Annotated in this window: 23 protein-coding genes, 5 tRNA genes and 1 pseudogene; 10 read left to right on the top strand and 19 right to left on the bottom strand. The window is 71.6% G+C overall.

Features of this window, described 5'->3' with window-relative positions; translation table 11 throughout:
- The first annotated feature begins 206 nt into the window (after window positions 1-206).
- Window positions 207-2,033, top strand: a complete 1,827-nt coding sequence (locus ACZ4Z5_RS23220; protein ID WP_468265716.1) for an HSP90 family protein — start codon at window positions 207-209, stop codon at window positions 2,031-2,033.
- Window positions 2,030-4,651, top strand: coding sequence for a tetratricopeptide repeat protein (locus ACZ4Z5_RS23215; RefSeq protein WP_468265714.1), 2,622 nt, complete (start codon window positions 2,030-2,032; stop codon window positions 4,649-4,651). Before ACZ4Z5_RS23220 ends, ACZ4Z5_RS23215 begins: the two co-directional genes overlap by 4 nt.
- 146 nt (window positions 4,652-4,797) lie before the next feature.
- Here ACZ4Z5_RS23215 and ACZ4Z5_RS23210 read toward each other — a convergent pair whose 3' ends face one another.
- Window positions 4,798-6,378, bottom strand: a complete 1,581-nt coding sequence (locus ACZ4Z5_RS23210) for a DAK2 domain-containing protein (protein WP_468265712.1) — start codon at window positions 6,376-6,378, stop codon at window positions 4,798-4,800.
- Between the two features lie 247 nt (window positions 6,379-6,625).
- Here ACZ4Z5_RS23210 and rpmB point away from each other — a divergent pair, with 247 nt between their 5' ends.
- A complete protein-coding gene (gene rpmB, locus ACZ4Z5_RS23205) occupies window positions 6,626-6,811 on the top strand; it encodes a 50S ribosomal protein L28 (RefSeq protein ID WP_031074643.1) in 186 nt (61 codons plus the stop codon).
- Window positions 6,812-7,018: 207 nt separating this feature from the next.
- Here the strand turns inward: rpmB and thiD are convergent, their stop codons facing one another.
- Window positions 7,019-7,831: a bifunctional hydroxymethylpyrimidine kinase/phosphomethylpyrimidine kinase gene (gene thiD, locus ACZ4Z5_RS23200; RefSeq protein WP_468265710.1), complete on the bottom strand. Its 813-nt coding sequence runs from the start codon at window positions 7,829-7,831 to the stop codon at window positions 7,019-7,021.
- On the bottom strand, window positions 7,828-8,799 hold the full coding sequence (locus ACZ4Z5_RS23195; protein WP_468265708.1) for a thiamine-phosphate kinase: 972 nt from the start codon (window positions 8,797-8,799) through the stop codon (window positions 7,828-7,830). The genes thiD and ACZ4Z5_RS23195 overlap by 4 nt, the downstream gene beginning before the upstream one ends.
- A 269-nt stretch (window positions 8,800-9,068) precedes the next feature.
- On the opposite strand from ACZ4Z5_RS23195, the gene ACZ4Z5_RS23190 reads away from it, so the two are divergent.
- Together ACZ4Z5_RS23190 and ACZ4Z5_RS23185 are read left to right on the top strand one after the other, a co-directional pair.
- Window positions 9,069-9,302 (top strand): Lrp/AsnC family transcriptional regulator, encoded by a 234-nt coding sequence (locus ACZ4Z5_RS23190; protein WP_468265706.1) that lies wholly within the window; start codon window positions 9,069-9,071, stop codon window positions 9,300-9,302.
- Window positions 9,303-9,322: 20 nt separating this feature from the next.
- On the top strand, window positions 9,323-9,808 hold the full coding sequence (locus ACZ4Z5_RS23185) for a DUF3515 family protein (protein WP_468265704.1): 486 nt from the start codon (window positions 9,323-9,325) through the stop codon (window positions 9,806-9,808).
- 164 nt (window positions 9,809-9,972) lie between these two features.
- On the opposite strand, the gene ACZ4Z5_RS23180 is transcribed toward ACZ4Z5_RS23185, so the two are convergent.
- The 3 genes from ACZ4Z5_RS23180 to ACZ4Z5_RS23170 are packed head-to-tail and all read right to left on the bottom strand — an operon-like array spanning window position 9,973 to window position 12,918.
- Window positions 9,973-11,133, bottom strand: coding sequence for a D-alanine--D-alanine ligase family protein (locus ACZ4Z5_RS23180; protein ID WP_468265702.1), 1,161 nt, complete (start codon window positions 11,131-11,133; stop codon window positions 9,973-9,975).
- Window positions 11,134-11,167: 34 nt separating this feature from the next.
- Complete coding sequence (locus ACZ4Z5_RS23175; RefSeq protein WP_468265700.1) at window positions 11,168-12,169, bottom strand: NAD(P)H-dependent glycerol-3-phosphate dehydrogenase; 1,002 nt, start codon at window positions 12,167-12,169, stop codon at window positions 11,168-11,170.
- A complete protein-coding gene (locus ACZ4Z5_RS23170) occupies window positions 12,166-12,918 on the bottom strand; it encodes a lysophospholipid acyltransferase family protein (RefSeq protein WP_468265698.1) in 753 nt (250 codons plus the stop codon). Before ACZ4Z5_RS23170 ends, ACZ4Z5_RS23175 begins: the two co-directional genes overlap by 4 nt.
- Window positions 12,919-13,073: 155 nt before the next feature.
- Here ACZ4Z5_RS23170 and cofC point away from each other — a divergent pair, with 155 nt between their 5' ends.
- Together cofC and ACZ4Z5_RS23160 are read left to right on the top strand one after the other, a co-directional pair.
- Entirely contained in the window at window positions 13,074-13,733 is a 660-nt protein-coding gene (gene cofC, locus ACZ4Z5_RS23165; protein ID WP_468265696.1) for a 2-phospho-L-lactate guanylyltransferase, read from the top strand.
- A 9-nt stretch (window positions 13,734-13,742) separates the two neighbouring features.
- Window positions 13,743-13,946, top strand: a complete 204-nt coding sequence (locus ACZ4Z5_RS23160; protein ID WP_468265694.1) for a hypothetical protein — start codon at window positions 13,743-13,745, stop codon at window positions 13,944-13,946.
- Window positions 13,947-14,399: 453 nt separating this feature from the next.
- Here ACZ4Z5_RS23160 and ACZ4Z5_RS23155 read toward each other — a convergent pair whose 3' ends face one another.
- From ACZ4Z5_RS23155 to leuC, 4 genes are all read right to left on the bottom strand, one after another.
- Window positions 14,400-15,011, bottom strand: a complete 612-nt coding sequence (locus tag ACZ4Z5_RS23155) for an HU family DNA-binding protein (protein WP_468265692.1) — start codon at window positions 15,009-15,011, stop codon at window positions 14,400-14,402.
- Window positions 15,012-15,128: 117 nt separating this feature from the next.
- Complete coding sequence (locus ACZ4Z5_RS23150) at window positions 15,129-15,356, bottom strand: SCO5555 family protein (RefSeq protein ID WP_468265690.1); 228 nt, start codon at window positions 15,354-15,356, stop codon at window positions 15,129-15,131.
- 224 nt (window positions 15,357-15,580) lie between these two features.
- On the bottom strand, window positions 15,581-16,174 hold the full coding sequence (leuD, locus tag ACZ4Z5_RS23145; protein ID WP_468265688.1) for a 3-isopropylmalate dehydratase small subunit: 594 nt from the start codon (window positions 16,172-16,174) through the stop codon (window positions 15,581-15,583).
- Between the two features lie 2 nt (window positions 16,175-16,176).
- Window positions 16,177-17,601, bottom strand: coding sequence for a 3-isopropylmalate dehydratase large subunit (leuC, locus tag ACZ4Z5_RS23140; protein ID WP_468265686.1), 1,425 nt, complete (start codon window positions 17,599-17,601; stop codon window positions 16,177-16,179).
- 139 nt (window positions 17,602-17,740) lie between these two features.
- Between leuC and ndgR the strand changes: the two genes are divergently transcribed.
- Complete coding sequence (ndgR, locus tag ACZ4Z5_RS23135) at window positions 17,741-18,457, top strand: IclR family transcriptional regulator NdgR (protein WP_345040825.1); 717 nt, start codon at window positions 17,741-17,743, stop codon at window positions 18,455-18,457.
- Window positions 18,458-18,653: 196 nt separating this feature from the next.
- On the opposite strand, the gene ACZ4Z5_RS23130 is transcribed toward ndgR, so the two are convergent.
- The 9 genes from ACZ4Z5_RS23130 to ACZ4Z5_RS23090 form a co-directional block, all read right to left on the bottom strand.
- Window positions 18,654-18,726: transfer RNA gene (locus ACZ4Z5_RS23130), tRNA-Glu, on the bottom strand.
- A 19-nt stretch (window positions 18,727-18,745) separates the two neighbouring features.
- Window positions 18,746-18,817 (bottom strand) — tRNA-Gln (locus ACZ4Z5_RS23125).
- A gap of 16 nt (window positions 18,818-18,833) precedes the next feature.
- Window positions 18,834-18,906, bottom strand: a tRNA-Glu gene (locus ACZ4Z5_RS23120).
- Window positions 18,907-18,967: 61 nt separating this feature from the next.
- Window positions 18,968-19,040, bottom strand: a tRNA-Glu gene (locus ACZ4Z5_RS23115).
- Window positions 19,041-19,061: 21 nt separating this feature from the next.
- A tRNA-Gln gene (locus tag ACZ4Z5_RS23110) sits at window positions 19,062-19,133 on the bottom strand.
- 84 nt (window positions 19,134-19,217) lie between these two features.
- A complete protein-coding gene (locus tag ACZ4Z5_RS23105) occupies window positions 19,218-19,937 on the bottom strand; it encodes an HAD family hydrolase (protein WP_468265684.1) in 720 nt (239 codons plus the stop codon).
- Between the two features lie 142 nt (window positions 19,938-20,079).
- Window positions 20,080-21,549 (bottom strand): glutamate--tRNA ligase, encoded by a 1,470-nt coding sequence (gltX, locus tag ACZ4Z5_RS23100; protein WP_468265682.1) that lies wholly within the window; start codon window positions 21,547-21,549, stop codon window positions 20,080-20,082.
- Entirely contained in the window at window positions 21,542-22,318 is a 777-nt protein-coding gene (locus tag ACZ4Z5_RS23095) for a fumarylacetoacetate hydrolase family protein (protein WP_468265680.1), read from the bottom strand. Before ACZ4Z5_RS23095 ends, gltX begins: the two co-directional genes overlap by 8 nt.
- A gap of 121 nt (window positions 22,319-22,439) precedes the next feature.
- Complete coding sequence (locus ACZ4Z5_RS23090) at window positions 22,440-22,622, bottom strand: hypothetical protein (RefSeq protein WP_468265678.1); 183 nt, start codon at window positions 22,620-22,622, stop codon at window positions 22,440-22,442.
- A 561-nt stretch (window positions 22,623-23,183) separates the two neighbouring features.
- On the opposite strand from ACZ4Z5_RS23090, the gene ACZ4Z5_RS23085 reads away from it, so the two are divergent.
- Window positions 23,184-26,723 (top strand): sensor histidine kinase, encoded by a 3,540-nt coding sequence (locus ACZ4Z5_RS23085; protein ID WP_468265676.1) that lies wholly within the window; start codon window positions 23,184-23,186, stop codon window positions 26,721-26,723.
- 5 nt (window positions 26,724-26,728) lie between these two features.
- A pseudogene (locus tag ACZ4Z5_RS23080) lies at window positions 26,729-26,815 on the top strand (roadblock/LC7 domain-containing protein); the annotation flags it as partial.

Raw genomic sequence — 26,815 nt, 5'->3', positions numbered from 1 at the left:
CGTACACGACCGGCACCGGAGCTCCCCGCGGAACGCCGTCCGGCGTGGGCGCCGGCCCCGCTGCCGCCGCCCCGACCGGGATATCCCCTGTCGGCGCCCGGCCCGGCAGCCATAGGATGGCGCGCCTTCCGATCTTCGATCTCGAAGTCCACGGTTCCCCCGCCCGCCCACCGCTCCTGCCCGCGACCTCACCACACCCGGAACGGATGTCTCAGCTGTCTCAGCCGGAAAACACACCGCACACGTTCCAGGTCGATCTGCGCGGCCTGGTCGACCTGCTCTCCCACCACCTGTACTCGAGCCCCAAGGTCTACCTGCGGGAGCTCCTCCAGAACGCCGTCGACGCGATCACCGCGCGGCGCGCCGAGGACCCGGAGGCGCCGGCACAGGTCCGTCTGCACGCCGGGGACGGCGCCCTGCGCGTCGAGGACTCCGGCATCGGGCTGACCGAGGCCGACTTGCACAGCCTCCTCGCCACCATCGGCCGCAGTTCCAAGCGTGCCGAAGGCGTGGAATCGGCCCGGGGCGACTTCCTCGGCCAGTTCGGCATCGGACTGCTCGCCTGTTTCGTCGTCGCCGAACGGATCAGGGTCGTCAGCCGCTCCGCGCGCACCCCCGGGGCGCCGCCCGTCGAGTGGACGGCCCGCGACGACGGCTCGTACACGGTCCGCACCCTGCCGGACGAGGCCCGTCCGGAGCCCGGCACCACCGTGCACCTGGTCGCCCGCGCCGGCTCCGCCGAGTGGCTCACCGCGGCGCGCGTCCTCGAACTGGCCCGTGACTTCGGGTCCCTGCTTCCGTACGACGTGCGCGTCGGGGACACCGCGGTCACCGAACTGCCCGCCCCCTGGGACCGCCCGCACCCGAGCCCGGCCGCCCGCCGGGTGGCGCTGGCCCGGCACTGCCACGACCTGTTCGGCTTCACCCCGCTCGACGCGATCGACCTCGACCTGCCGCTCGCCGGCATACGCGGCGTCGCCTACGTCCTGCCCTCGGCGGTGAGCCCGGCGCAGCGGGCGGTGCACCGGGTCCATCTCAAGGGCATGCTGCTCACCGACCGGGGCGAGCAGCTGCTGCCCGACTGGGCGTTCTTCGTCCGCTGCGTCATCGACACCGACAGTCTGCGCCCCACGGCGTCGCGCGAGGCGCTGTACGAGGACGAGACGCTGGCCGCCGTGCGGGAGGCGCTGGGCGCGCGCATCCGGGACTGGCTGACGGCGCTCGCCGCGGGCGACCCCGAGCGGCTGTCCGCGTTCCTGTCCGTGCACCACCTCGGCGTCAAGTCGCTGGCCCGGCACGACCGGGACATGCACCGCGTGATGCTGCCGTGGCTGCCGTTCGAGACGACCGACGGCTCGCTGTCGCTGGAGGAGTTCGCCCAGCGCCATCCCGTGGTCCACTTCACGCGCACCGTCGAGGAGTACCGTCAGGTCGCCCCGATCGCCTCGGCACAGGGCATCGGCGTCGTCAACGGCGGCTACACCTACGACACCGAACTCGTCGAGGCCCTGCCCCGGGTCCGCCCCGGCACGGTCGTCGCCGAACTCGACGCCGACACCGTCACCGCACACCTCGACTCCGTCGACCCGGACCAGGAACTGGCCCTCGCCGGGTTCCTCGCCACCGCCCGCGCCACCCTGGACCCGCTCGGCTGCGACGTGGCACTGCGCGCCTTCCACCCGCTCTCCGTGCCGGCCCTCCACCTCGACGACCGGTCGACCCGGCACGAACAGGCCCGCGCCGAGGCGGAGAGCGGCGCGGACGACCTGTGGGCGGGCATCCTCGGCTCGCTGCGCGGCACCGCACCCCGCGCGAAGCTGGTGCTCAACCACCTCAACCCGCTGATCCGCAGGATCAGTTCGCTCGGCGATCCCGAACTCGCGGGCAATGCCACGGAGGCGCTCTACGGGCAGGCGCTGCTCATGGCCCAGCGCCCACTGCGGCCCGCCGACTCCGCGCTGCTCAACCGCGCGTTCATCGGCCTGCTCGAATGGGCCACGCACAGCACGAACGGGGAGGAACGCGACCGATGAGCGCCGTCATGGACTTCGACGCCCTGCGCCGGGCGATCGCGGAGAACGACGCGCAGCCGGAGGGTCCGGCCCGCAACGCCCGCGCCGAACAGCTGCTCGCCGAGGCCGAGAAGCTGGGCATCCCCCTCGCGGTGATCGAGGGTCTCAACCATCAGCTGCAGTCGTACAACTTCAGCTCCGAGCAGGACAAGATGTTCGTGCCCTTCGCGCGGCTGCTGCGCATGTGGGACGAACGGCCCGAGGACTTCGACCGGTACGAGGCCCACTCCCTGCACTGGGTGTTCAAGTGGATGACCGGTGGCATGATCGGCCAGCCGCACGTCCCGCTCGCCTCGGTCGAGCAGTGGCTCGGCGAGATGGAACGCCGCTACCGGCTGGCCGGCTACAGCGAGCGGGCCGTGCGGATGTCCGAGTACAGCGTGGCCCGCCATGTCGGTGATCTGGAGCGCGCGGACCGGGCGTTCGCCGGCTGGATGGCCGCCGAACGGGACGACATGGCCGACTGCCACGCCTGCGAGCTGTACGAGCAGGGGTCGTGGAAGGCGTACCGGCGCGAGGACACCGAAGCGCTGGAGCTGTGGCGGCCGGTCCTGGACGGCGAGATGACCTGCGCCCACGAGCCGCACGCCACCCTGGCGTCCTCGCTGATGCCGCTGCTGCGGCTCGGCCGGGCCGACGAGGCGCGCGCCAACCATCTGCGCGGGTTCCGGCTGGTGCGGGAGAAGGAGAGCATGCGCGCGGCGTTCGCGCAGCACGTCGAGTTCTGCGCGCTCACCGGCAACGAGGCCCGGGCACTGGAGCTGCTGGCCGAGCGGCCCGCGTACTTCACCGACCCCGGCAAGCCGCTCGGCCGGATGAACTTCCTCGGCGTCGCCGCCCGGCTCGCGGACCGGCTGATCGAGCTCGGCCACGGCGAGCAGACGGTCCCGGGGCCGGCCGGCCGGTCGTGGACCGCACGTGAACTCTCCGGCCACGCCCGTACGGAGGCCCTGGAGCTCGCCGCCCGCTTCGACGAACGCAACGGTACGAGCCACGTCGGCGACGCGCTGCGCGAGCGGATGGAGCTGCGGCCGATGCTCGACCGGCTGCCGCTCGGAGTCCGGGCCACCGGCCTGCCGACGGTGCCCCGACAGCTGCCCGCGCAGCCCGCGGCCGATGTCCGCGGGGCGACCGGAGCGGGCGTCGGCGAGACCGTCGCACTACCCGGGATGGTGGCCGAGGCCCGTCGGCTGACGGACGCGATGCATCCGGACGCCGTCGCCGCCTGGGCGGCGATCGCGGCCGCGCCGGGGAGCGACGACCTCGACACCCTGGACCGCGCCGAACTGCTCCACCACCGGGCACGGGGCCTGCACGAGGACACCGACCACGCGGTCTCCCTGCTGCACGAGGCTGCCGCGCTGTACGAGGAGGCAGGCGCGCCCGGTGACGCCGAGGTGGCCCGCATCCGGGCCGCGTACTTCCTCGCCCTGGACGGGCGCGGCGACGAGGCTGCCGGTTCCGTCGCGGAGCACGTCGACCGGGCCCTCGCACTGTACGAGCAGGGCGCCGCGGACGTGCGGCAGGCCTCGTCGGCGCTCGTCGGGCACCTCCGGATGCTGTCGGCCGGAGCGTCGGCCGAGACCCTGGAGGAGGCCGTGGGGCGTCTCATCGCCTTCTGCGAACCGCACGCGTCCGAGCGGTGGCCGGCCGCCCAGATCGCGGAGGCGCACGGCACCCTCGGTGAACTCGCCGCGCGCCGCGGGGACGCCGGGACGGCCGCCGAGTGGTTCACCCGCGCCGCAGAAGGGTTCGTCGCGGCCGGCGTGCCGTGGTTCGCGGTCGAGTACGAGGCGCAACTGGCCGGGGCCGCACGCCACCTCGGCGACCACGAGACCGCCGAACGCGCCGCCAGGACCGCCCTGGAACACGGGGGGTCCTTCCTCGCACCGGGCGGCCGGGCACGGCTGCAGTTGACGCTCGCCGACGTGCTCGGCGACACCGGACGCTTCGCGGACGCCGCCGGCCACGCCCTCGAGGCCGCGCACTGGGCCGACGAGGCCGGGGAGAGCGCGGGGCTGGGCGCCTGGGCGCGGTACCGGCTCGGCGGCTTCCTCATGCGTCAGGAGGGCCGTACGGAGGAAGCGGCGGTGGTGCTGGAGTCCGTCCTGCGGGACCTCGATCCCGAGGAGCACGGCGAGGGGGCCGTCGTCCAGACCCGCTGGTGGCTCGGCGAATGCCTGGGCTCCCTCCGCGAGTACCGGGCGGCGGCCGAGCAGTGGCTGCTGGCGGCGGAGACCGCGCGCGAGTGGCCCGACCAGCGTGATCACGCCATGCTCGCGAACCTGGCGGCCGACGCGCTGTCACGCGCCGACCTGACCGGGGAAGCGGTCCGCGCGTACGAGCGCGCGGGCTCACTGTGGCGTGATCTCGGCGCGGTCCACGCGCTCGTACGCACGCTGAGGGCACGTGCGTGGCTCCTCGGCCCGGAGGACGGGCGCGCCCTCATGGACGAGGCCGCGACGGAATGCGAGACCGCGCTCGCGGCCACGGAGGACGCGGAGACCCGCGAACGTCTCACGGGGGAACTGGCCGACACCCACCGGCAGCGCGAGGAACTGCTCGCCGGCCACGAGTGATCCACTGATCCACCGTGCACGTCCCGGCTCCCCTACCCGCCGGGGCCGTCACGGGCACCCCCACCCGCCGGCCCGGCCCCGGCCGCGCCGTGGGCGGAGCCGAAGACCGTCGGCGAAGCAGGCTGGGACCGGCTCGCCCCGGACGGCTATTCCACGCCGATCAGCAGCGCGGCGGACTGGCTTCCGCCGTGGTAGACCACCGTGTCCACGCCGAGATGGCAGGTGCGGACGCGGGAGGAGAGTGCTTCCGCGAGCGTCTCGGGTGCGTGGTCGGCGAGCACGAGGGTGACGAGTTCGCCGCCTGCGGCGAGCATGCGGTCGAGGACGGCTTCGGCCGTCTCCGCCAGGTCCGCGGCGATGACCGCGACGTCGCCGTCGATCAGGCCGAGGACGTCTCCCGCCTGGCAGATGCCGGCCATGGTCCAGGCCTCGCGTTCGGCCACGGCGACCTCTCCGTAGCGTGTGGCGCCCGCAGCCGCGGTCATGGCGACGACGTCCTCGTCGAAGCGGCGGTCGGGTTCGTGGACGGCGAGTGCGGCGATGCCCTGGACGGCGGCCCGGGTGGGGATGAGGGCGACCCGAACGCCCTCGCCGCGGGCCTGCTCCGCGGCGGCGGCCGCGGTGTGGCGCAGGTCGGCGTCGTTGGGCAGGAGGACGACCTCGCGGGCGTGGGCACGGCGGATCGCCTCGACGAGTTCCCCGCTGGCGGGCGGCTCGCCGGGGCGGGCCAGGACGGTGGTGGCGCCGGCTTCCTCGCACAGTCCGGCCAGGCCCTCGCCGGGCACGACGGCGACGACCGCGCGCTGGACCTGCTCGCGGGGCGTCGGCACCGCGCTGTCGAAGTGGGTGATGCGGATCCGGTACGGCCGGCCTGCCTCGACTCCCGCTTCGACGGCGGCGCCCGCGTCGTCGACGTGGACGTGGACGTTCCACAGCCCGTCGCCGCCGACCACGACGAGGGAGTCGCCGAGGCCGTCCAGCCGGGACCGGAGCCGCTCGACGGGCGCGTCGTCGGCTTCGAGGAGGTAGATGACCTCGAAGGCCGGGCCGCTGTCGTGGGCCTCGCAGGGGTCGACGTCGTGCACCGGTCCGACGGTGCGGGCGAGTGCCGCGGGGGCTTCCCCGGAAAGGGCCTCGACGAGGGCGGCGAGGACCGCGACGAGGCCGCGTCCGCCGGCGTCGACGACGCCCGCGCGGCCGAGGACGTCGAGCTGCCCCGGCGTGGCCCGCAGGGCCGCCACGGCCCGCTCGTACGCGTCGCGGGCGACCGCCGCGGGGTCGCCGCCGACCGCGTTGCCGGCCGCCGTGGCGACGGTGAGGATGGTGCCCTCGACGGGGTGGGCGACGGCCCGGTACGCAGCGGTGGCGGCCCGGCGCAGCGCGGGGCCGAGCGTCTCGCCCGCGGCGAGCACCTCCGCCATGCCGCGCAGCAGCTGCGCGAGGATCGTGCCGGAGTTGCCCCGCGCGCCGATGAGCGCCCCGTGAGCCATGGCCTTGATGACGTCGGCGAGCTGCGGGGGCCCGTTGTCGACCGCTTCATGGGCGGCGAAGACGGCCTCCACCGCCTGTTCCGCGGATTCCACGGTCAGGTAGAGGTTCGTACCGGTGTCCCCGTCCGCGACCGGATAGACGTTGATCGCGTCGATCTCCTCGCGGTCCCTGCCGAGGGCGGCGAGGGCCAGTGAGCACCAGGTGCGTACCGCGGGGGCGTCGAGGGTCTGCGGCACCTGGCGTCCTCCTGGGTCCCTTGATCGGCTTACGCACCGCAGGGTAGACCCCGGGCCGGAACGGGCTCGGGGTGGGTGGCCGGGGGTGCCATGGTAGTTTCGTTCTACGGGAGCAGGCGTTGTATGCTGCTCCGGTTGCCCGATGAATATCGGGACGTCCCCGGCCACGCCACCGTCAGTCACTCGAGTCTGATTCCGGCAACGCCGGATTTCACTGTACGTGTATCTGAAGTCTTTGGAGTGACCCGTGGCTGCCAACTGCGACGTCTGCGGCAAGGGGCCGGGCTTCGGCAACAACATCTCGCACTCGCACCGCCGTACGTCCCGTCGCTGGAACCCGAACATCCAGCGCGTGCGTGCCGTGGTCGGTGGGACGCCGAAGCGGCTCAACGCCTGCACCTCGTGCATCAAGGCCGGCAAGGTCTCGCGCTAACGCCGTTCGTCGTAGCGCAGCCCTGCGGTTGCCTTGGAAGCCGGTCCACCTCGGTGGGCCGGCTTTTGCCGTTCCCTTCGGCGCCCGCGGGCCGAGACCGCAGCAGGGTCACAGGACGGCCGACGGCGTCCGCCCCGCGGCTCGACCACACCACGGCGAGCGGTGCCGGCCCGCGGTCCGACGGGGCGCACACCGCCCGAGGTGTTGCTAGGCGCCTTGCGCGCGGAACCGCCAACCGTGGTCGACCGGTCCGATCCCGTCGCCGAGCGCGAACCCCGCCGCGATGGCGCCGGTGACGTACTCCTTGGCTGCGGTCACGGCACCGGGGACGGCGAGTCCCCTGGCGAGACCGGACGCGATCGCCGAGGCAAGCGTGCAGCCGGTGCCGTGGGTGTGGCGGTTGTCGTGCCGCGGGGCGCGCAGCCAGTGCTCCTCGGTGCCGTCGGTGAGCAGGTCGACGGCGTCACCGGGCAGATGCCCGCCCTTGATCAGGGCCCAGCGCGGTCCGAAGGAGAGGATCGCGTCGGCGGCCCGCCGCATCCCGTGCTCGTCCTCGACGACGATCCCGGTGAGCCGGGCCACCTCGTCGAGGTTGGGCGTGGCGACGGTGGCCCGGGGCAGCAGGCTCTTCCGCACCGAACCGAGTGCGGACTCGGCGAGCAGCGGGTCGCCGTGCTTGGAGACCCCGACGGGGTCGACGACGACCGGTGCGCCGGTGTCCGCGAGGAGTTCGGCGACGGTCTCGACGAGCGTGGCGGACGCGAGCATGCCGGTCTTCACGGCCTGTACGCCGATGTCGTCGACGACGGCGCGGTACTGGGCCCGTACCGCCTCCGCGGGGAGCTCCCAGGCTTCTTGTACGCCCCGGGAGTTCTGTGCGGTGACGGCGGTGACGACGCTCATGCCGTGCACGCCGAGGGCGAGCATGGTCTTGAGGTCGGCCTGGATGCCGGCACCGCCGCCGGAGTCGGATCCGGCGACGGTCAGTACCCGGGGCGGGGTCGCGGCCAGGGGGGTCACAGCTCGTCCGCGTGGCCGCCGAAGTGGTCCCAGCCGCCCTTGCTGGTCCACGGCGCACCGTCGACGGTGACCTGGGGCAGCGCGGAGGGGTTGAGGACCTCGCCGATGACCTTCCAGCGGGCGGGGAGCTTCACGTCGGGCGGGAAGGTGGCGACGATCGCGTGGTCCTCGCCGCCGCTCAGCACCCACTGCAGGGGGTCGACGCCGACGGCCTGGCCGATGTCGTTCATCTGGGTGGGGATGTCGATGAGGCCGGAGCGCAGGTCTATGCGGACCTTGCTGGCCTCGGCGATGTGACCGAGGTCGGCGACCAGTCCGTCGCTGACGTCCGTCATGGCGGTGGCGCCGAGCCCGGCAGCGGCGGGACCGGCGTGGTACGGCGGTTCGGGCCTGCGGTGCGCCTCCACGAAGGCGCGGGGCGAGCGGAAGCCGCGGGAGAGGACCGCGTACCCGGCGGCGGACCAGCCCAACCAGCCGGTGTAGGCGACGACATCGCCGGGCTGGGCTCCGGCGCGGGTGACCGGCTCGTGGTTGCGCAGGTCGCCGAGGGCGGTGATGGACACGGTGATGGTGTCGCCGCGCACGACGTCGCCGCCGACCACGGCTGCCCCGGCGACCTGGCATTCGTCGCGCAGTCCGTCCATGAGCTCGGTGGGCCAGGTGGCGGGGAGTTCCGCCGGCACTACGAGGCCGAGCAGCAGCGCCGTGGGGACGGCGCCCATCGCGGCGATGTCGGCGAGGTTCTGTGCGGCGGCCTTGCGGCCGACGTCGTACGCCGTCGACCAGTCGCGCCGGAAGTGCCGTCCTTCGAGCAGGATGTCGGTGCTCGCCACCACCCTGCGGTCGGGGGCGGCCACGACCGCGGCGTCGTCCCCCGGGCCGAGCCGTACCGCCGGGGTGGAGGTGAGCCGGGAGGTGAGCTCTCTGATGAGCCCGAACTCGCCCAACTCGCCGACTGTGCCCTTCATCGCCGTTCCCCTTCTTGGCCGGCTTCCCGCCCGTTCTGCTCCGGGTCGCGAGCCGTCACCGCTCCAGTTACCGTCAACACATACGTCAACTTCTGATCTCCGTACGCCACGCCTCGGGGACGCATCCCGGTCGCCGGGCCGGAGGTTCCACCGGCCGCAAGGAGTATCCCCGGCGTAGGTGGGGGAAGGGTCTCCCCGTGGTGTGCGGCGACGCGGTACCGTGGCGTCCCTTCTTCCCACATGATCCTCGTGGCCGCCCTGGAGGTTCCGTGGTACAGGCGTACATCCTCATCCAGACCGAGGTGGGCAAGGCGTCGCTCGTCGCCGAGACCATCGGGCAGATCCCGGGAGTGATCCAGGCCGAGGACGTGACCGGGCCGTACGACGTGATCGTGCGGGCGCAGGCCGACACGGTCGACGAGCTGGGCCGGATGGTGGTGGCCAAGGTGCAGCAGGTGGACGGCATCACACGCACATTGACCTGCCCGGTCGTGCATCTGTAGCCCCCGTCTACGCTGGGCCGGTGACCTTCACCCGCCACCGGCCTCTTCTCGTACCCGCCGCGGCCTTCCTGCTGGCCGTGGCGGGCTGTACCTCCACGGGTGCGGAGGTGTCGATCACGGTCCCCGAGCCGCCGGAGAAGACCGCCGCGCTCTGCCGTGCCCTGGACGAGGCGCTGCCGGGCACGCTGGCCGGTCTCGAACGGAATGATCCCAGACCCGAATCCCCGCTGACCGCCCGGTGGGGGGACGATTCTGCGATCGTACTGCGCTGCGGGATCCCCCGGTCCGCGCCGGTGCACGACGATTCCGTGACCCCGGTGACCGCGGACGACGTCGGCTGGACGGTGCACAAGGCGGACGACGGCGGCTGGCGCGCAACCACGGCGCTGCGGCTCGCCACGGTGGAGGTCAGTGCCCCGTCGAAGTTCGCCCATGACGTCGGAGCGCTGATGGAACTGGCCCGCCCGGTCCGGCGGACGATCCCCGAGGGCATCCCTTCCTACTGAACCCTCCCGGCCCTTCCCCGTGCCGCTCCCCCGCCCGTGGCCGCCTCGGCGGTACGGGCGGCAATCCGGAACCGTGCGAACGCGACCCGGACCCGGCCGCCGGTGCGGCCGGGTCCGGGTCCGGGTCTCGGGCGGGAGTCGGGTCCCCCCAGTGGAGCAGATGCCTAGCGCAGGCCCGTCGGGCGGCGCAGCGCAGCCTGGATCAGCCGGTCGATCAGCTCCGGGTAGTCGACTCCGCTCTCCTCCCACATCCGCGGGTACATGGAGATCGGGGTGAAACCGGGCATGGTGTTGATCTCGTTGATGACGAACCCGCCGTCCTCGGTGAGGAAGAAGTCCGCACGGACCAGGCCCTCGCAGGACGCGGCCTCGAAGGCCTTGACGGCGAGCCGCTGTACCTCGGCGGTCTGCTCGTCGGTGAGCGGTGCGGGCACCATCCCGGCGGCGGAGTCGATGTACTTCGCCTCGAAGTCGTAGAAGTCGTGGGCGGAGACCGGCGGGATCTCGGCGGGCACGCTCGCGCGCGGGCCGTCCTCGAACTCCAGCACGCCGCATTCGATCTCGCGACCCCGGAGCAGCGACTCGACGAGGATCTTGGGGTCGTGGCGGCGGGCCTCCTCGATCGCCTCGTCCAGGCCGGAGAGGTCGTCGACCTTGGTGATGCCCATGGAGGAGCCGGCCCGGGCGGGCTTGATGAACAGCGGCCAGCCGTGCTCGCCCGCGAAGTCGACGATCTTCTTGCGGGCGGCGGCCGGGTCCCGGTCCCACTCCTGCGGCCGGATCACCTCGTACGGGCCGACGGGCAGGCCGAAGGAGATGAAGACCCGCTTCATGTACTCCTTGTCCTGGCCGACGGCGGAGGCGAGCACACCGGAGCCCACGTAGGGGACGCCGGCCAGTTCCAGCAGGCCCTGGAGGGTGCCGTCCTCGCCGTAGGGGCCGTGCAGCACGGGGAAGACGACGTCGACCTCGCCCAGGGCCTTGGGGACCGCACCGGGCTCGGTGTAGAGGACCTCACGGCTGCCCGGGTCGGCGGACAGCACGACGGTGCCGTCCGCGGAGTCCGCGAGCTGTTCGACGTTCGGCACCTTGCGGTCGGCGATGGCCATCCGCTCGGGTGCGTCCGCGGTGAGTGCCCAGCGGCCGTCCACGGTGATACCGATCGGCAGCACGTCGTACCTGGCGCGGTCGATGGAGCGGAGCACAGCGCCGGCCGTGACGACCGAGATGCCGTGCTCGGAGCTGCGGCCGCCGAACACGACGGCGACGCGCGGCTTGCGCAGCTGCTGCTGCTCGGGGCTCTGGGGGAGGTTCTCGCTGCTCATATCGCGACGAGCGTACCCCGTCGTTCGAATCGCGTCAGCGACGCTCCGGCTTGGCACTCCGTGACATGAGGTCCTTGAGGGCCACGATGGGCGGCTTCCCCTCGTGGACGATCGAGACGACGGTCTCCGTGATGGGCATGTCGACGCCGTGCCTGCGGGCCAGATCGAGCACGGACTCGCAGGACTTGACGCCCTCCGCGGTCTGCTTCGTGGCGGCGATGGTCTCCTGGAGCGTCATGCCGCGGCCGAGGTTGGTGCCGAAGGTGTGGTTGCGGGAGAGCGGCGAGGAGCAGGTGGCGACGAGGTCGCCCATGCCGGCGAGGCCGGCGAAGGTGTGCGCGTCGGCGCCCATGGCGAGGCCGAGCCGGGTGGTCTCGGCCAGGCCGCGGGTGATCAGGGACGCCTTGGTGTTGTCCCCGAGGCCCATGCCGTCCGCGATGCCGACGGCGAGCGCGATGACGTTCTTGACGGCTCCACCGAGCTCGCAGCCCACGACGTCGGTGTTGGTGTACGGCCGGAAGTAGGGAGTGTGGCAGGCGGCCTGGAGCCGCCGGGCCACGTCCTCGTCGCGGCAGGCGACGACCGCCGCGGCGGGCTGCCGGGCCGCGATCTCCTTGGCCAGGTTGGGCCCGGTGAGGACGGCGACGCGGTCGGCGGGCGCCTTGGCGACCTCCTCGATCACCTCGCTCATCCGCTTGGCGGTGCCCAGTTCGACACCCTTCATCAGGGAGACGAGGACGGTGTCGGCGGGCAGCAGGGGTGCCCATTCGGCGAGGTTCCCGCGGAGCGTCTGGGAGGGCACCGCGAGGACGGTGAACGCGGCGTCCCGTGCGGCTTCGGCGGGGCTGGTGGTGGCCCGCAGGTTCGCGGGCAGTTCGACGCCCGGGAGGTAGTCGGGGTTGGTGCGGGTGGTGTTGACGGCCTCGACGAGCTCGGCCCGGCGGCCCCAGAGGGTCACCTCGCATCCCGCGTCGGCCAGGACCATGCCGAAGGCGGTGCCCCAGGAGCCCGTTCCGAAGACGGCTGCACGGGTCACTTGGCGCCCTCCCCCGCGGCCTTGCGGCGCTGTTCGAGCCGGGCCTTGCGCGGGTCCCAGGGCTCCGGCGGCGCGGTCTCGCCGCGCAGCTCCTCCAGCAGGGCGGTCACGGCGGCCATGATGACCTCGGTGGCCTCCCTGAGGACGTCCGGCGTGGGCTCATTGCCGTGGAAGCGCGAGAGGTCGACGGGCGGGCCGGCCAGCACCTGGAGGGTCTTTCGGGGGAACAGCCGGAGCTTGTTCTCCTTGGCGTACGGCGGCATGGCCAGATTGGCACCCCACTGGGCGACGGGGATCACCGGGCACTTGGTGACGAGCGCGACCCGTGCGGCGCCGGTCTTGGCGGTCATGGGCCACATGTCGGGGTCCCGGGTGAGGGTGCCCTCCGGGTAGAAGGCGACGCACTCGCCCTTCTCGATGGCCTCGACCGCGGCCCGGAAGGCGTCCAGGGCGTTGGCGGTCTCACGGTAGACGGGGATCTGGCCGGTGCCCCGCATCATCGTCCCGACGAAGCCGCTCTTGAAGAGGCCGACCTTGGCCAGGAACCGCGGCACCCGGCCGGTGTTGTACTGGTAGTGCGCATAGGACAGCGGGTCGAGGTAGGAGTTGTGGTTCACCACGGTGATGAACCCTCCTTCGGCCGGAATGTGCTCCATTCCGCGCCAGTCCCGCTTGAACAGAACCACCAGGGGCGGTTTGGCGATGACCGCCGCCAGGCGGTACCAGAAGCCGATCTTGCGGCGGGACACTCGGACACCCCTTCATTCGTTCCAGGCTGTGCGGGCTCAAGTGTCGCCCGGGGCCCCTGGTCTGTCGAGGACACCGTACGCCCCGGTCGCGGCCACGGCCGTCCGGGCCGCGGGGCGGGCGACAATGAGTGCCTTGTACTGCACGGAAGGACCGTATGGACGGAGGGCTCGCCACGGACACCCGGGGAATAGCGTCGTGGTCCCTCGTCGTACCGCTGAAACCCCTGGTCCTGGCCAAGAGCAGGCTGGCCGCCGCCACGGGCGAGACGCTGCGGCCATGGCTCGCGCTGGCGTTCGCGCAGGACACGGTGGCCGCAGCGCTGTCGTGCCCCTCGGTGGCGGATGTGGCCGTGGTCACGGATGACCCGCGGGCGGCGTCCGCGCTGGCCGCGGTGGGTGCGCGGATCGTCCCGGACGAGCCGCGGGCCGGCCTCAATGCCGCGCTGGCGCACGGTGCCCGCCGGGTGCGGGCAAAGCGTCCGGGGGCACCGGTCGCAGCGCTCAACGCGGACCTGCCCGCCTTGCGGCCTGCGGAATTGCACCGGGTACTGGATGCCGCTTCGGTATTTCCTCGGGCATTTCTCGGGGATGCGGCAGGAATCGGGACGACTTTGCTGTCGGCGGCTCCGGGCGTGGAATTGGGACCTGCATTCGGGGGGGCGTCCCGGGTCCGGCATTTGGCTTCGGGGGCCGCGGAAATCGTGCTCGAAGGGGTCGATTCGGTGCGCCGGGACGTGGACACGGGCGACGATCTGCGGGAGGCGCTGCTGCTGGGCGTGGGACCACGGACGACCGCGCGGTGCGCGGCGGTCTAGGCTTCGGGCATGCAGGCGACCGCGTACACGTACGATCCCGAATCCCGCAGCGGCAGTGTGCTGCTCGACGACGGCACACCCGTTCCGTTCGACGCCCCGGCGTTCGACGCGGGCGGGCTGCGGCTGCTGCGGCCCGGTCAGCGGGTGCGGATCGAGGTCGAGGGCGAGGGCGATGCCCGCCGCATCACGCTGGTGACCCTCCAGACGTTCTGATCCGCGCGCGGCGCGTTCCGGCTCGTACGCACCGTGCCGCCTGCCTCCCTCGCCGTCTCCCGCCTCGTACGGCACGCTGCCCGTAGGCTCCACGCCGCGTGCGGCCCACCGCCCGTAGGCTCCACGCCGCGTGCGGCCCACCGCCCGTACGCTCCACGCCGCATGTCCCGCGCCGTCTCCCGCCCCGTGCGTTCCGGCGCCCGCGAGTCCGGCGCCTCACGTTCCAACGGCTCCGGGCTCCGCTGCCGGAGATCCCGGGGCGAACCACCTGCCCCCGTCCAGCGGGTTCCCGCTAGCCGAGGCCCGATCCCGGCCGTCCGCATCACGGCCGGTCCTGCGGCCCGTATCCGACGTGCCTCCGGCCCGCCGCTCCCGCACACGGAAACACCGCGGGCCGGGCTCCCCTGAGGGAGTCCGGCCCGGCGCGTGAGTGGCCCATCGGCCAGGTGCCGCTTACTTCCTGGCAGTGGCCTTCTTCGCGGTGGTCTTGCGCGCGGTGACCTTCTTGGCCGGCGCCTTCTTCGCCACGGCCTTCTTGGCGGGCGCGGTCTTCTTCGCGGCCGCGGTCTTCGCGGTCGTCGTCTTCTTGGCGGCCGCGGTCTTCGCGGTCGTCGTCTTCTTGGCGGCCGCGGTCTTCTTGACGGCGGTCTTCTTCGCCGCGGCGGTGGTCCGCTTGGCGGCCGTGGTCTTCTTCGCGGCCGCCTTCTTCGCCGCGGCCTTCTTCGCCGCGAGCTGGAGGCTGCCCTTCGGGGCCTTCTTGACGGAGACCTCGCCACCCTTGGGGAGCTTCTTCGTGCCGCTGACCAGGTCCTTGAAGCCCTGACCGGCGCGGAAGCGCGGCACCGAGGTCTTCTTGACCCGCACGCGCTCGCCCGTCTGCGGGTTGCGCGCGTAACGGGCCGGACGGTCGACCTTCTCGAACGAGCCGAAACCAGTGACCGAGACACGGTCGCCCGCCACGGTTGCACGAACGATCGCATCGAGGACCGCGTCGACAGCGTCCGCGGCCTGCTGGCGGCCGCCGAGCTTGTCGGCAATCGCTTCTACGAGCTGCGCCTTGTTCACGTCTTCCCCTTCGGAGACATTGCCGGAACGAAAGTGTTCAAGCGTTTTCGCACGTTAGGCAGATATATACCGCAAATCAAACACGAAACGGGCTAATCACCCTAGTGCCGCAACGGATCAGTCGCCTTCGGGGAATCGACCCTCGTCGAGGTCCTTCATCAACAGGTCCAGACGCCTTGCCGCATCGGCGAGATCGTGTTTTGCCGCGGCGGTTATGACCAGCAGCTTCCGGGACAGCGTCATCCGCACGCCCTCCGGGACTTGCAGTGCACGCACCTTGGCGTGGGCTTCTTTCAGTCGGTTCGCCACCACCTCGTAGAGCTCGAGTTGGCTGTCGCGTTCCATGCGCCGATTGTGCCATCTGGGGCGAGTTGTCGCCTCCGACAGAGGTAACTGGCGGCCCCGGAACCGCAGTCGGCAATCCGGACGGACCACCGACACGCAAGTTCATATCCAGCCATCTTACGGGAGATCCCGCCGAGTTGGTCTTCTCCGGGGCCGAAAAAAGCCGGTGCGCCCCGGCCCGAGGAGGGCCGGGGCGCACCGGGGGGAACAGTGCCGAACGGGTGTCAGGCCTGGACGGTGCTCGGCTTGAAGGAGGGCCTGCCCGCCTCGTACTCCGAGATGTCGGCCTCGCTCTGGAGCGTGATGCTGATGTCGTCCAGACCGTTCAGCAGCCGCCAGCGGGCGTTCTCGTCGAGCTCGAAGTCCGCGGTCACGCCGGCGGCGCGCACCTGGCGGTCCTCCAGGTCCACGGTGATCTCGGCGGTCGGGTCCGCCTCGGTCAGCTCCCAGAGGGCGTCCACGGTCTTCTGGTCCAGGACCACCGTGAGCAGGCCGTTCTTCAGCGAGTTGCCACGGAAGATGTCGGCGAAGCGGGACGAGATCACTGCCTTGAAGCCGTAGTTCTGCAGGGCCCAGACGGCGTGCTCGCGGGAGGAGCCGGTGCCGAAGTCGGGACCTGCCACCAGCACCGTGGCGCCCTGGCGCTCGGGCCGGTTGAGCACGAACCCGGGATCCTTGCGCCAGGCCTCGAACAGACCGTCCTCGAACCCGTCGCGGGTGACCTTCTTCAGCCAGTGGGCGGGGATGATCTGGTCGGTGTCGACGTTGCTGCGGCGCAGCGGAACGGCGCGGCCGGTGTGGGTGGTGAAGGCTTCCATGGTCAGACTCCGGCGGTCGCGGGGGCGTCGGTCAGGTCGGCGGGCGAGGCCAGGTGGCCGGTGACCGCGGTCGCGGCGGCGACCTGCGGGGAGACCAGGTGGGTGCGGCCGCCCTTGCCCTGCCGGCCTTCGAAGTTGCGGTTCGAGGTGGACGCGGAACGCTCACCGGGGGCCAGCTGGTCGGGGTTCATGCCCAGACACATCGAGCAGCCGGCGTGCCGCCATTCGGCGCCGGCCTCCTTGAACACCTTGTCCAGGCCCTCGGAAACGGCCTGCAGACCGACCCGGACCGAGCCGGGGACGACCAGCATCCGTACGCCGTCGGCGACTTTGCGGCCCTCCAGCACTGCCGCGGCGGCGCGCAGGTCCTCGATCCGCCCGTTGGTGCAGGAGCCTACGAAGACCGTGTCGACCTTGATCTCGCGCAGCGGCTGTCCCGCGGTCAACCCCATGTACTCCAGGGCGTTTTCGGCTGCCAGACGCTCCGAAGCGTCCTCGTACGAAGCCGGGTCGGGGACGGAGGCGGACAGGGGTGCGCCCTGGCCGGGGTTGGTGCCCCATGTGACGAACGGTGACAGCGCGGACCCGTCGATGACGACCTCGGCGTCGAAGACGGCGTCGTCGTCGGTGCGCAGGGTCTTCCAGTACGCGACCGCGGCGTCCCAGTCCTCGCCCTCGGGGGCATGCGGACGGCCCTCGAGGTAGGCGAAGGTGGTCTCGTCCGGGGCGATCATGCCCGCCCGGGCGCCGGCCTCGATCGACATGTTGCAGATGGTCATCCGGGCCTCCATCGAGAGCTTCTCGATGGCCGGGCCGCGGTACTCCAGGACGTAGCCCTGTCCGCCGCCGGTGCCGATCTTCGCGATGATCGCCAGGATCAGGTCCTTGGCGGTGACCCCTTCGGCCAGCTCGCCCTCGACGGTGATGGCCATGGTCCTGGGACGGGCCATGGGCAGCGTCTGGGTGGCCAGCACGTGCTCGACCTGGCTGGTGCCGATACCGAAGGCCAGCGCGCCGAAGGCACCGTGTGTGGAGGTGTGGGAGTCACCGCAGACCACGGTGGTGCCGGGCTGGGTCAGTCCCAGCTGCGGTCCCACCACGTGGACGACACCCTGCTCGACGTCGCCCAGCGGGTGCAGCCGGACGCCGAAGTCCGCGCAGTTCTTGCGCAGCGTCTCCAGCTGGGCGCGGGAGACCGGGTCGGCGATGGGTTTGTCGATGTCCAGCGTCGGGGTGTTGTGGTCCTCGGTGGCGATGGTCAGGTCGAGCCGTCGCACCTGGCGGCCGGCCTTGCGGAGCCCGTCGAATGCCTGGGGGCTGGTCACCTCGTGCAGGAGGTGGAGATCGATGAAGAGCAGGTCGGGCTCGCCCTCGGCGCGCCGGACGACGTGGTCGTCCCAGACCTTCTCCGCGAGTGTCCTACCCATCGCTTTCCCTCCGGCCGGCCGGAACCGGCACAAACTCGAGACCCGAAACGGGGGCCGCCCAGCGGCCTCTCCTCCAGGTTCGCAAGTTCCCGGGAAATTTGAACTTGCGTTTCACAGAGTGAGACGTGAGTATCGTTGCATGGACAACTCTAGCGGCGTCGGCGTTCTCGACAAGGCAGCTCTGGTACTGAGCGCTCTGGAGTCCGGTCCGGCCACCCTCGCCGGGCTGGTCGCGGCGACAGGGCTCGCACGACCCACGGCACATCGCCTTGCCGTGGCACTGGAACACCACCGGATGGTGGCGAGGGACATGCAGGGCCGGTTCATCCTGGGCCCGCGGCTGGCGGAGCTCGCCGCCGCGGCGGGCGAGGACCGGCTCCTGGCCACGGCAGGACCGGTACTCACCCACCTGCGTGATGTGACCGGGGAGAGCGCACAGCTCTACCGGCGCCAGGGCGACATGCGCATCTGCGTGGCGGCGGCCGAGCGGCTGTCCGGACTCCGGGACACCGTTCCGGTCGGCTCCACGCTGACCATGAAGGCGGGCTCCTCCGCCCAGATCCTGATGGCCTGGGAGGAGCCGGAGCGGCTGCACCGCGGCCTTCAGGGCGCCCGCTTCACGGCTACGGCCCTGTCGGGCGTACGGCGCCGCGGCTGGGCCCAGTCGATCGGCGAGCGCGAGCCTGGCGTGGCCTCGGTGTCCGCGCCGGTGCGCGGCCCCTCGAACCGCGTGGTGGCGGCCGTGTCGGTGTCCGGGCCGATCGAGCGGCTGACCCGCCACCCGGGCCGCATGCACGCCCAGGCGGTCATCGACGCCGCGGCACGTCTCACCGAGGCGCTGCGCCGGGCCGGCTGACGCCTCCCCCTTTCGTCCTTCCGCCCTCGGGCGGCCGCTCCGACGCCGCAGCGGCCTGCCCGGGGGCTTCTCCCTGCCCGCCGGCTGCGGGGCGTTCCGCCGGCAGCACAGACACGGAAACGGCACCACAGACACGGAAACGGCACCACAGACACGGAAAAGCCCTCCGCGATCACGCGGAGGGCTTTTCCTGACGTACCCCCGACCGGATTCGAACCGGCGCTACCGCCTTGAGAGGGCGGCGTGCTAGGCCGCTACACAACGGGGGCATGGATCTCGACGATCCAGCTGGGCTACCAGGACTCGAACCTAAACTAACTGAACCAGAATCAGTCGTGCTGCCAATTACACCATAGCCCATGGTGGTATAGACCAGTACCCCCGACCGGATTCGAACCGGCGCTACCGCCTTGAGAGGGCGGCGTGCTAGGCCGCTACACAACGGGGGCCCTAGCGATCCTGCATCGAGGGCACCGGGTGCGACCCAGGTGACCCCGCGGGAAGGATCAGTACCCCCGACCGGATTCGAACCGGCGCTACTGCCTTGAGAGGGCAGCGTGCTAGGCCGCTACACAACGGGGGCTTTGCAGATGAGCTCTGCGAGCTGGCCTACCTGGACTCGAACCAAGACTAACTGAACCAGAATCAGTCGTGCTGCCAATTACACCATAGGCCACCAAAACTCAACCCTTCACAGGGTCTTGTTCGGCTTGCGCCTCCCTGCCGGCCTTTCAGCCCGCCCGGCGGCGCAGGAAGAACATTACCCGAAGGTGTCCGGCGCTCCAAAACGGGTATCCCCGCGCAGCAGTCCGGGGAGTTCGTCGAGCCCCTTGATGCTGATCAGTCCCTGCTCCCCGCCCGTGCCGGCCCGGTCGAGCCAGACGCCGGTCAGACCCGCCCCGGCGGCGCCGCGGGCGTCGATCTCGGGGTGGTCCCCGACGTACAGCACCTCCTCGGGGGGCGCGCCCAGGGCGGCGCAGCCCGCGAGGAACGCCTCCACCGCAGGCTTGGACACGCCCAGCTCGGCGGCGCACAGCACCGCCTCGAAGCGGTCCCAGACCCCGAGGGCACGCAGCTTGGGCTCCTGCGCGGTCAGGCTGGAGTTCGAGAGCACCGCGTGCCGGTATCCGTCGGCGAGCAGGTCCAGTGTGGGCAGCGCATCCGGGAAGAGCGTCCAGGCGGCCTTGTAGTGGGCCACGTACCCGTCGAACCACACGTCCGCGGTCTCGTCGTCCATCGGCCTGCCGAGGAAGGTCCTCACGCGGTCCCGGCGCTGCCCCGTGAAGTCGGTCTCCCCGGCCGCGAACCGGGCCCAGTGCAGGTCCGTCGCCTCCCGCCACAGAGCGAGGGCGTGCTCGGCGGACGTGAATCCGTCGAGCAGGCCCTCCGCCTGCAGGTGCTTCCACAACCCTGCGCGGTCCGCACCCGTGTAGTCGAAGAGCGTGTCGTCGATGTCCCAGAGGACCGCGCGTATGGGCATGGCCCGAGTCTAGGGGTGTCCGGTGGACCAGGGTCGGGCCCGGCCATGATCCACCGGACACCCCTGGCCACAACGCCGGTGGGGCGGCAGCCGCGCGGGCCGCCGCCCCACCGGGCAGGAATCGGATCCGGGGTGTGCCCGGCTACGCGGCGAGCTTCGCCAGGGCCGCGTCGACACGGGCCAGGGTCTTCTCCCGGCCGAGGATCTCCAGGGACTCGAAGAGCGGCAGGCCGACCGTGCGGCCGGTGACCGCGACCCGGACGGGCGCCTGGGCCTTGCCAAGCTTGAGGCCGTGCTCCTCGCCGGCCGCGAGCACGGCGGTCTTGAGTGCCTCGGCGTTCCAGTCCGCCGCCTCCAGCTTGGCGCGGACGGTGCGCAGCAGGGCGTCGGAGCCCTCCTTCATCGCCTTCTGCCAGGACGCCTCGTCCTGCACCGGCTCGTCGAGGAAGAGGAAGTCGACGTTGTCGGTGATGTCGGAGAGGACCGTGAGGCGGGTCTGGGCGTGCGGGGCGATGACCTCCCAGGCGGTCCGGTCGAAGGCCTCGGGCGCCCAGGGGGCGTGCGGGGCGGTCAGCCAGGGCTCGCAGGCCTCGGCGAAGGCCTTGGGGTCGAGCCGGCGGATGTGGTCGGCGTTGATCGCCTCGGCCTTCTTGAGGTCGAAGCGGGCCGGGTTGGCGTTGACGTCCTTGACGTCGAAGGCCGCCACCATCTCGTCGATCGAGAAGAGGTCCCGGTCGGCGGAGAGGGACCAGCCCAGCAGCGAGAGGTAGTTGAGCAGTCCCTCAGGGAGGAAGCCGCGCTCCCGGTAGAGGTTGAGGGAGGACTGCGGGTCGCGCTTGGAGAGCTTCTTGTTGCCCTCGCCCATGACGTACGGCAGATGGCCGAACTCCGGAACGCCCTTGGCGATGCCGAGTTCCATCAGCGCCTTGTAGAGGGCGATCTGGCGCGGAGTGGAGGAGAGGAGGTCCTCGCCGCGCAGGACGTGGGTGATCTCCATCAGCGCGTCGTCGACCGGGTTGACGAGCGTGTAGAGGGGCGCGCCGTTGGCGCGGACGATGCCGTAGTCCGGGACGTTGTCCGGGGTGAAGGTGAGCTCGCCGCGGACCAGGTCGGTGAAGGTGATCGGCTCGTCGGGCATCCGGAAGCGGACGATGGACTCGCGCCCCTCGGCCTCGTAGGCCGCCTTCTGCTCGGCGGTGAGGTCCCGGCACGTGCCGTCGTAGCCGGAGGGCAGGCCGGCGGCGCGGGCGGCCTCGCGGCGGTCCTCCAGCTCGGTGGCGGTGCAGTAGCAGTGGTAGGAGTAGCCGCCGTCGAGGAGCCTGGCGGCGACGTCCTGGTAGATGTCCATCCGCTGGGACTGGCGGTAGGGGGCGTGCGGTCCGCCGACCTCGGGGCCCTCGTCCCAGGTGAAGCCGAGCCAGCGCAGCGCGTCGAGGAGCTGCTCGTAGGACTCCTCGGAGTCGCGGGCCGCGTCCGTGTCCTCGATGCGGAAGACGAACGTACCGCCGTGGTGGCGGGCGAACGCCCAGTTGAAGAGGGCGGTGCGGACCAGACCCACATGGGGGTTGCCGGTCGGGGAGGGACAGAAACGTACGCGAGGGGGGTTAGCCACGCTTGATCACCCTGTTGGTGAGAGTGCCGATGCCTTCGATGGTGACGGCGACCTCGTCGCCGACGTTGAGGGGGCCGACCCCGGCGGGGGTGCCGGTGAGGATGACGTCTCCGGGGAGCAGCGTCATGGCCTCGGTGATGTGGACGACCAGGTCCTCGATGGAGCGGATCATGTCGCTCGTGCGACCCAGCTGGCGTTGTTCGCCGTTGACCGTGCACTGGATGGTGAGGTCGGCGGGGTCGAGGTCGGTCTCCACCCAGGGGCCGAGCGGGCAGGAGGTGTCGAAGCCCTTCGCGCGGGCCCACTGCGTCTCGCGCCGCTGCACGTCCCGTGCCGTGACGTCGTTGGCGCAGGTGTAGCCGAGGATGACGTCCTTGACGCGCTCACGGGGTACCTCGCGGCACATGCGGCCGATCACGACGGCCAGCTCGGCCTCGTGGTGCAGCTCCTCCGAGAAGGACGGGTACTCGATGGCGTCGCCGGAGCCGATCACCGAGGTGGTGGGCTTGAAGAAGGCGACGGGGACGTCCGGGACCTCGTTGCCGAGTTCCGCGGCGTGTTCGGCGTAGTTGCGCCCGATGGCGACGACCTTGTTCGGCAGTACGGGCGGCAGCAGCCGGACCTTGCTCAGCGGGACCTTGGTCCCGGAGAGCTCGAAGTCGGCGTACGGGATTCCCTTGATGATGTCGAGGACGAGGCCGTCGGGGTCTTCGCCCTCGACCACGCCGAAGGCGACATTGCCGTCGATGGAGAACCTGGCGATGCGCACGGGATGCTGGCGCCCCTCACTGCTTGACCTGCTGGCTGGAGTCTGACGCTCCAGGCTAACGCGGCCGGGGGCGGCGGCCTTGCGTATTACGGGGTGCCGTGGTGGGGCAGTCCCGGAGGTGTCATCCGGCGACGGCCGCCGGGGCCTCCATGAGGATGGTGCGACGGGGGTTGGCGGTGCTGGCCGGCAGGTCGACGGAGTGCTCCGGCCGCTCCACCGCGTGCAGGTCCGCGGCACTGTCGAGGTGCGCGAGAGTGGTGCGACGCGGGTTGGCTATGTTGCGGAACATCATCGTCGTCTTCATCTGCTTCTTCGGACCTTGTCGGTTGGAGCGGCGGACCGCTTGTCGGATGGGCCATCCCTGTAAAGCGTCAGGCTAAACATCGAATTCCCATCGAATCGTTGATTTCGACGACGATCATTGTGTGAGTTTGCTCACGGATTGCCGGGCATTCCGGACAGTTCGGACCTGGATCACCAGGAGTGGAATCGGACATTGCGTAACTGAACCCGCCATTCCGCTCCTGATCATGGCGACTGGGACACTCACCCCGCCGACGAGAATTGCAAGGGATGTCCCGATTCACCCGGTTCTTTTTCCACATCCCGTGACGGGGCAGGCGCGTGGGGTCACCGAAACGTACCTGTCCGGCGCGGGCCTTGTTGGAGATCCGGCACTGTGCTGGAATTCCACGCACCGCCGCGGGTTTGAGGCCGGCGTGCAGGGGCGCAAAGGAGCGCCGAGTGCGGCGGTAAGGGGGAGCGCCGGTCACTCACGACCAAACGGGGTGCACCGTGCCCCGCTAACGCCGACACCGCCCCGCCGTCCGACGGAGGGGCGCCTGGTCCAGAGGTTGCGACGCTAGTGCAGGGACGTTTCAAGAGGGATGGCAGCGCTGCGGCTGAACAGGAGCCGCGCGGCGGGACCGACCGCGGCTCCTCGCCCCAGCACGCCCAGAGCCAGGGTCCGGCGAAGGCCGGCGACGAGGGCGGCGGCACCACCGACCGTCCGGGTGCGGGCGGTGACGGCAAGAAGGCCTCCCCGTTCAGTTCGGTGACCCCCGACAAATCCAACTCCACGGGCCCGCGAATAGCGCTGCGCAACTGGCGCATCAGCACGCGCCTGGTCTCGCTGCTGGCCCTCCCCGTGGTCGCGGCGACGACGCTCGGTGGTCTCCGTATCAACGAGTCCCTTGACAGCATGGAGCAGCTGGACCACATGCAGCTGCTCACGGAGATGACGCGGCAGGCGACCGAGCTCGCCTCCGCCCTCCAGGAGGAGCGCGACGAGTCGGCGGGCCCCCTCGCCAACAAGACCACGGGTCCGTCGGCGACCCGGGTGGTCCAGGACCGCATCCGCACCACCGACCAGGCGTTCAAGCTGTTCCAGCAGGAGTCGGACCGGATCAAGGCGGCCAACGAGGACGAGCACCTGGACTCCATCCGCAGCAACCTGCGGGACATCAACACCCAGCTCCTCAACCTGGAGACGATCCGGCGCGAGGCGTACTCCTCGGACAACGTCGCCCAGACGGTCAACCGCTACAGCCGCCTGGTGGAGAGCCTCCTGAGCCTCTCCCAGGACATGGCCCAGGCCACCTCCAACCCGGAGATGATCCAGCGCACCCGCGCCCTGGCGGCCTTCTCGTCCGCCAAGGAGTACGTGTCGATCCAGCGCGCGATCATCGCCGCGGCCCTGCCGGCGAAGCCCGACGACGACACCCACATGTCGGAGAACGACCGGCTCCGCGGCAAGGACGCCCTCGAGGCGGAGGACCTGAAGCTCAAGACCTTCACCGCGGTCTACACCGGCGACGCCGAGGCGCTGCTGGCCCCGCTCGTCAGCGGCAGCCCCGAGATCCCGAAGTCCGAGCTCTACGCACAGCGCGTGCTGCAGCGCAAGGACGGCATCAAGACCGTGCCAGCCACCTCCTACCGCGACTGGTTCGACGCGAGTGACGTCAAGATCAACCAGATGCGGATGATCGAGGCCACGCTGCTCGGCGAGATGGAGCAGAAGGCCCGTCAGCTGCGCGAGGAGTCGCAGCGCGAGGCACTCATCAACGGTGCGCTGATCCTCCTGGTGCTCGGCGTCTCGCTGGTCGGTGCCTTCATCGTGGCCCGGTCCATGATCCGCTCGCTGCGGCGCCTCCAGGACACCGCAACCAAGGTCGCCCAGGAACGTCTGCCCGAGCTCGTCAAGGAGCTCTCCGAGGCCGACCCGCAGGACGTCGACACCAGTGTCGAGTCCGTCGGTGTGCACAGCCGGGACGAGATCGGCCAGGTGGCCGCGGCATTCGACGACGTGCACCGCGAGGCGGTCCGCCTCGCCGCCGAGCAGGCCCTTCTGCGGGGCAACGTCAACGCGATGTTCACCAACCTCTCGCGCCGCAGCCAGGGCCTCATCCAGCGCCAGCTGTCCCTCATCTCCGAGCTCGAGTCCCGCGAGGCCGACCCGGACCAGCTGTCCTCCCTCTTCAAGCTGGACCACCTCGCGACCCGTATGCGCCGTAACGGCGAGAACCTCCTCGTCCTCGCGGGCGAGGAGCCCGGCCGCCGCTGGACCCGCCCGGTCCCCCTGGTCGACGTCCTGCGTGCCGCCGCCTCCGAGGTGGAGCAGTACGAGCGCATCGAACTGGCCGCCGTCCCCGCGACCGAGGTCGCCGGCCGTGTCGTCAACGACCTCGTGCACCTCCTGGCCGAGCTGCTGGAGAACGCCACCTCGTTCTCCTCCCCGCAGACCAAGGTCCGGGTCACCGGCCACGCGCTGCCCGACGGCCGCGTCCTGGTCGAGATCCACGACACCGGTATCGGCCTCTCCCCCGAGGACCTCGCGGCGATCAACGAGCGTCTCGCGTCGCCGCCCACCGTGGACGTCTCGGTGTCCCGGCGCATGGGTCTCTTCGTGGTCGGCCGCCTGTCCCTGCGGCACGGCATCCGGATCCAGCTGCGTCCCTCCGACTCGGGCGGTACGACCGCGCTGGTCATGCTGCCCGTCGACGTCGCCCAGGGCGGCAAGAAGCCGCCGGCCAAGGGCGGACAGGGTGGCCAGGGCGGACAGGCCCAGGGTGCCGGCGCACGTCCGGCCGCCGGTTCCGGTATCGCACCCGGACCCGGTGCCCGTCCCGGACTCGCCGGCGGTGCCGGACGTCTCGGCGCCGGCGCACAGCGCGGCCAGGTCCCCGGCGGGGCTCAGCGCGCCGCGCTGCCGCCCCGTGAGAGCGTCCCGCAGCAGGGCGGGCCGGGCGGCACGGGCCAGAGCGGATTCGGTCAGGGCGGCCCCGGCCGTGGTCCCGGCCGTCCGCAGCAGCCACAGGGCGGCCGTCAGGCCGGCGGCTGGGCCGACGACCAGCTCGGTGCGCCGCAGCGCGGCTCCCTCGACGCGCCGCGCGGCCACGAGGAGTCCGAGGCCACCGGCCAGTTCGCCCGTCCCGGTGCGAGCCCCGTGTCGGGCCCCGGCTCGACCGCGGAGTTCCCGCGCCCCGACTTCTCGGCGCCGCAGCCGGGTGGCCAGACCGCCGGTGCGACCGGCCAGTTCGTCCGCCCGGACGTCTACGGAACGCCTGCCGGACAGGGCCAGGACCCCTCGTCCACGGGCCAGTTCGCCCGGCCCGACGCCTCGTCCACGGGCCAGTTCGCCCGGCCCGACGCCTCGTCCACGGGCCAGTTCGCCCGGCCCGACGCCTCGTCGACCGGACAGTTCGCCCGCCCCGACGCCGGCGCGCCGCAGGGCGCCGCGGGCGGCCAGCTGCCGGCCCGCCGCCAGGGCGGCGACCTCGGTGCCACGGGTCTCGGCCCGGCCGGTCAGCGGCCGCGTATCGGCCAGCAGGGCCAGGGCGCCGGTGCTCCGCGCCGCCCGGCAGCGAGCCTGCCGCCGCAGCCCCAGCCCGAGGCACTGCCCCCGGCTCCGGGCCCCGGTGACGGCCGCACCCCGCTGTACGACACGCTGGAGACCAACTGGTTCCACGGCGACGGCTCAGGCCGGCAGCAGGCGCAACGTCCGCAGACCGCCGCCCCGCAGCAGCACGTACCCCAGCAGCCGACGCCGCAGGGGCAGTCCGGTGGCGCCGCGGCCGGCACGGCCTGGCGCACCACGCCGAACGACGAGTTCGTGCGGCAGGCGGAGCGGACCCGGAAGCCCGCTGCGGGCGGGGTCACCGGTTCGGGTCTGCCGCGCCGTGTGCCGCGCGCCAACCTGGTGCCCGGTACCGCGCAGCAGCAGCCCACCCAGACCGGACCGCAGGTGTCGCGGGCTCCCGACGAGGTCCGCGGTCGTCTGACCAACCTGCGCCGCGGCATCCAGCAGGGCCGGCACCAGGCCGGCAACGGTCCCGAGAACTCCGGGGACGGCTCGTCCACCGGCAGCTACACCCGCCCCACTCACCAGCAGGAGCGTGAGTTTTGAGCCCGATGAGCCAGGCGGCACAGAACCTGAACTGGTTGATCACCAACTTCGTGGACAACACCCCCGGGGTGTCCCACACCGTGGTGGTCTCC

The sequence above is a fragment of the Streptomyces sp. NPDC030222 genome (assembly GCF_055573115.1).
The sequence above is the reverse complement of the archived record's forward strand: the minus strand, read 5'-3'. Positions and strand labels throughout refer to the sequence as shown.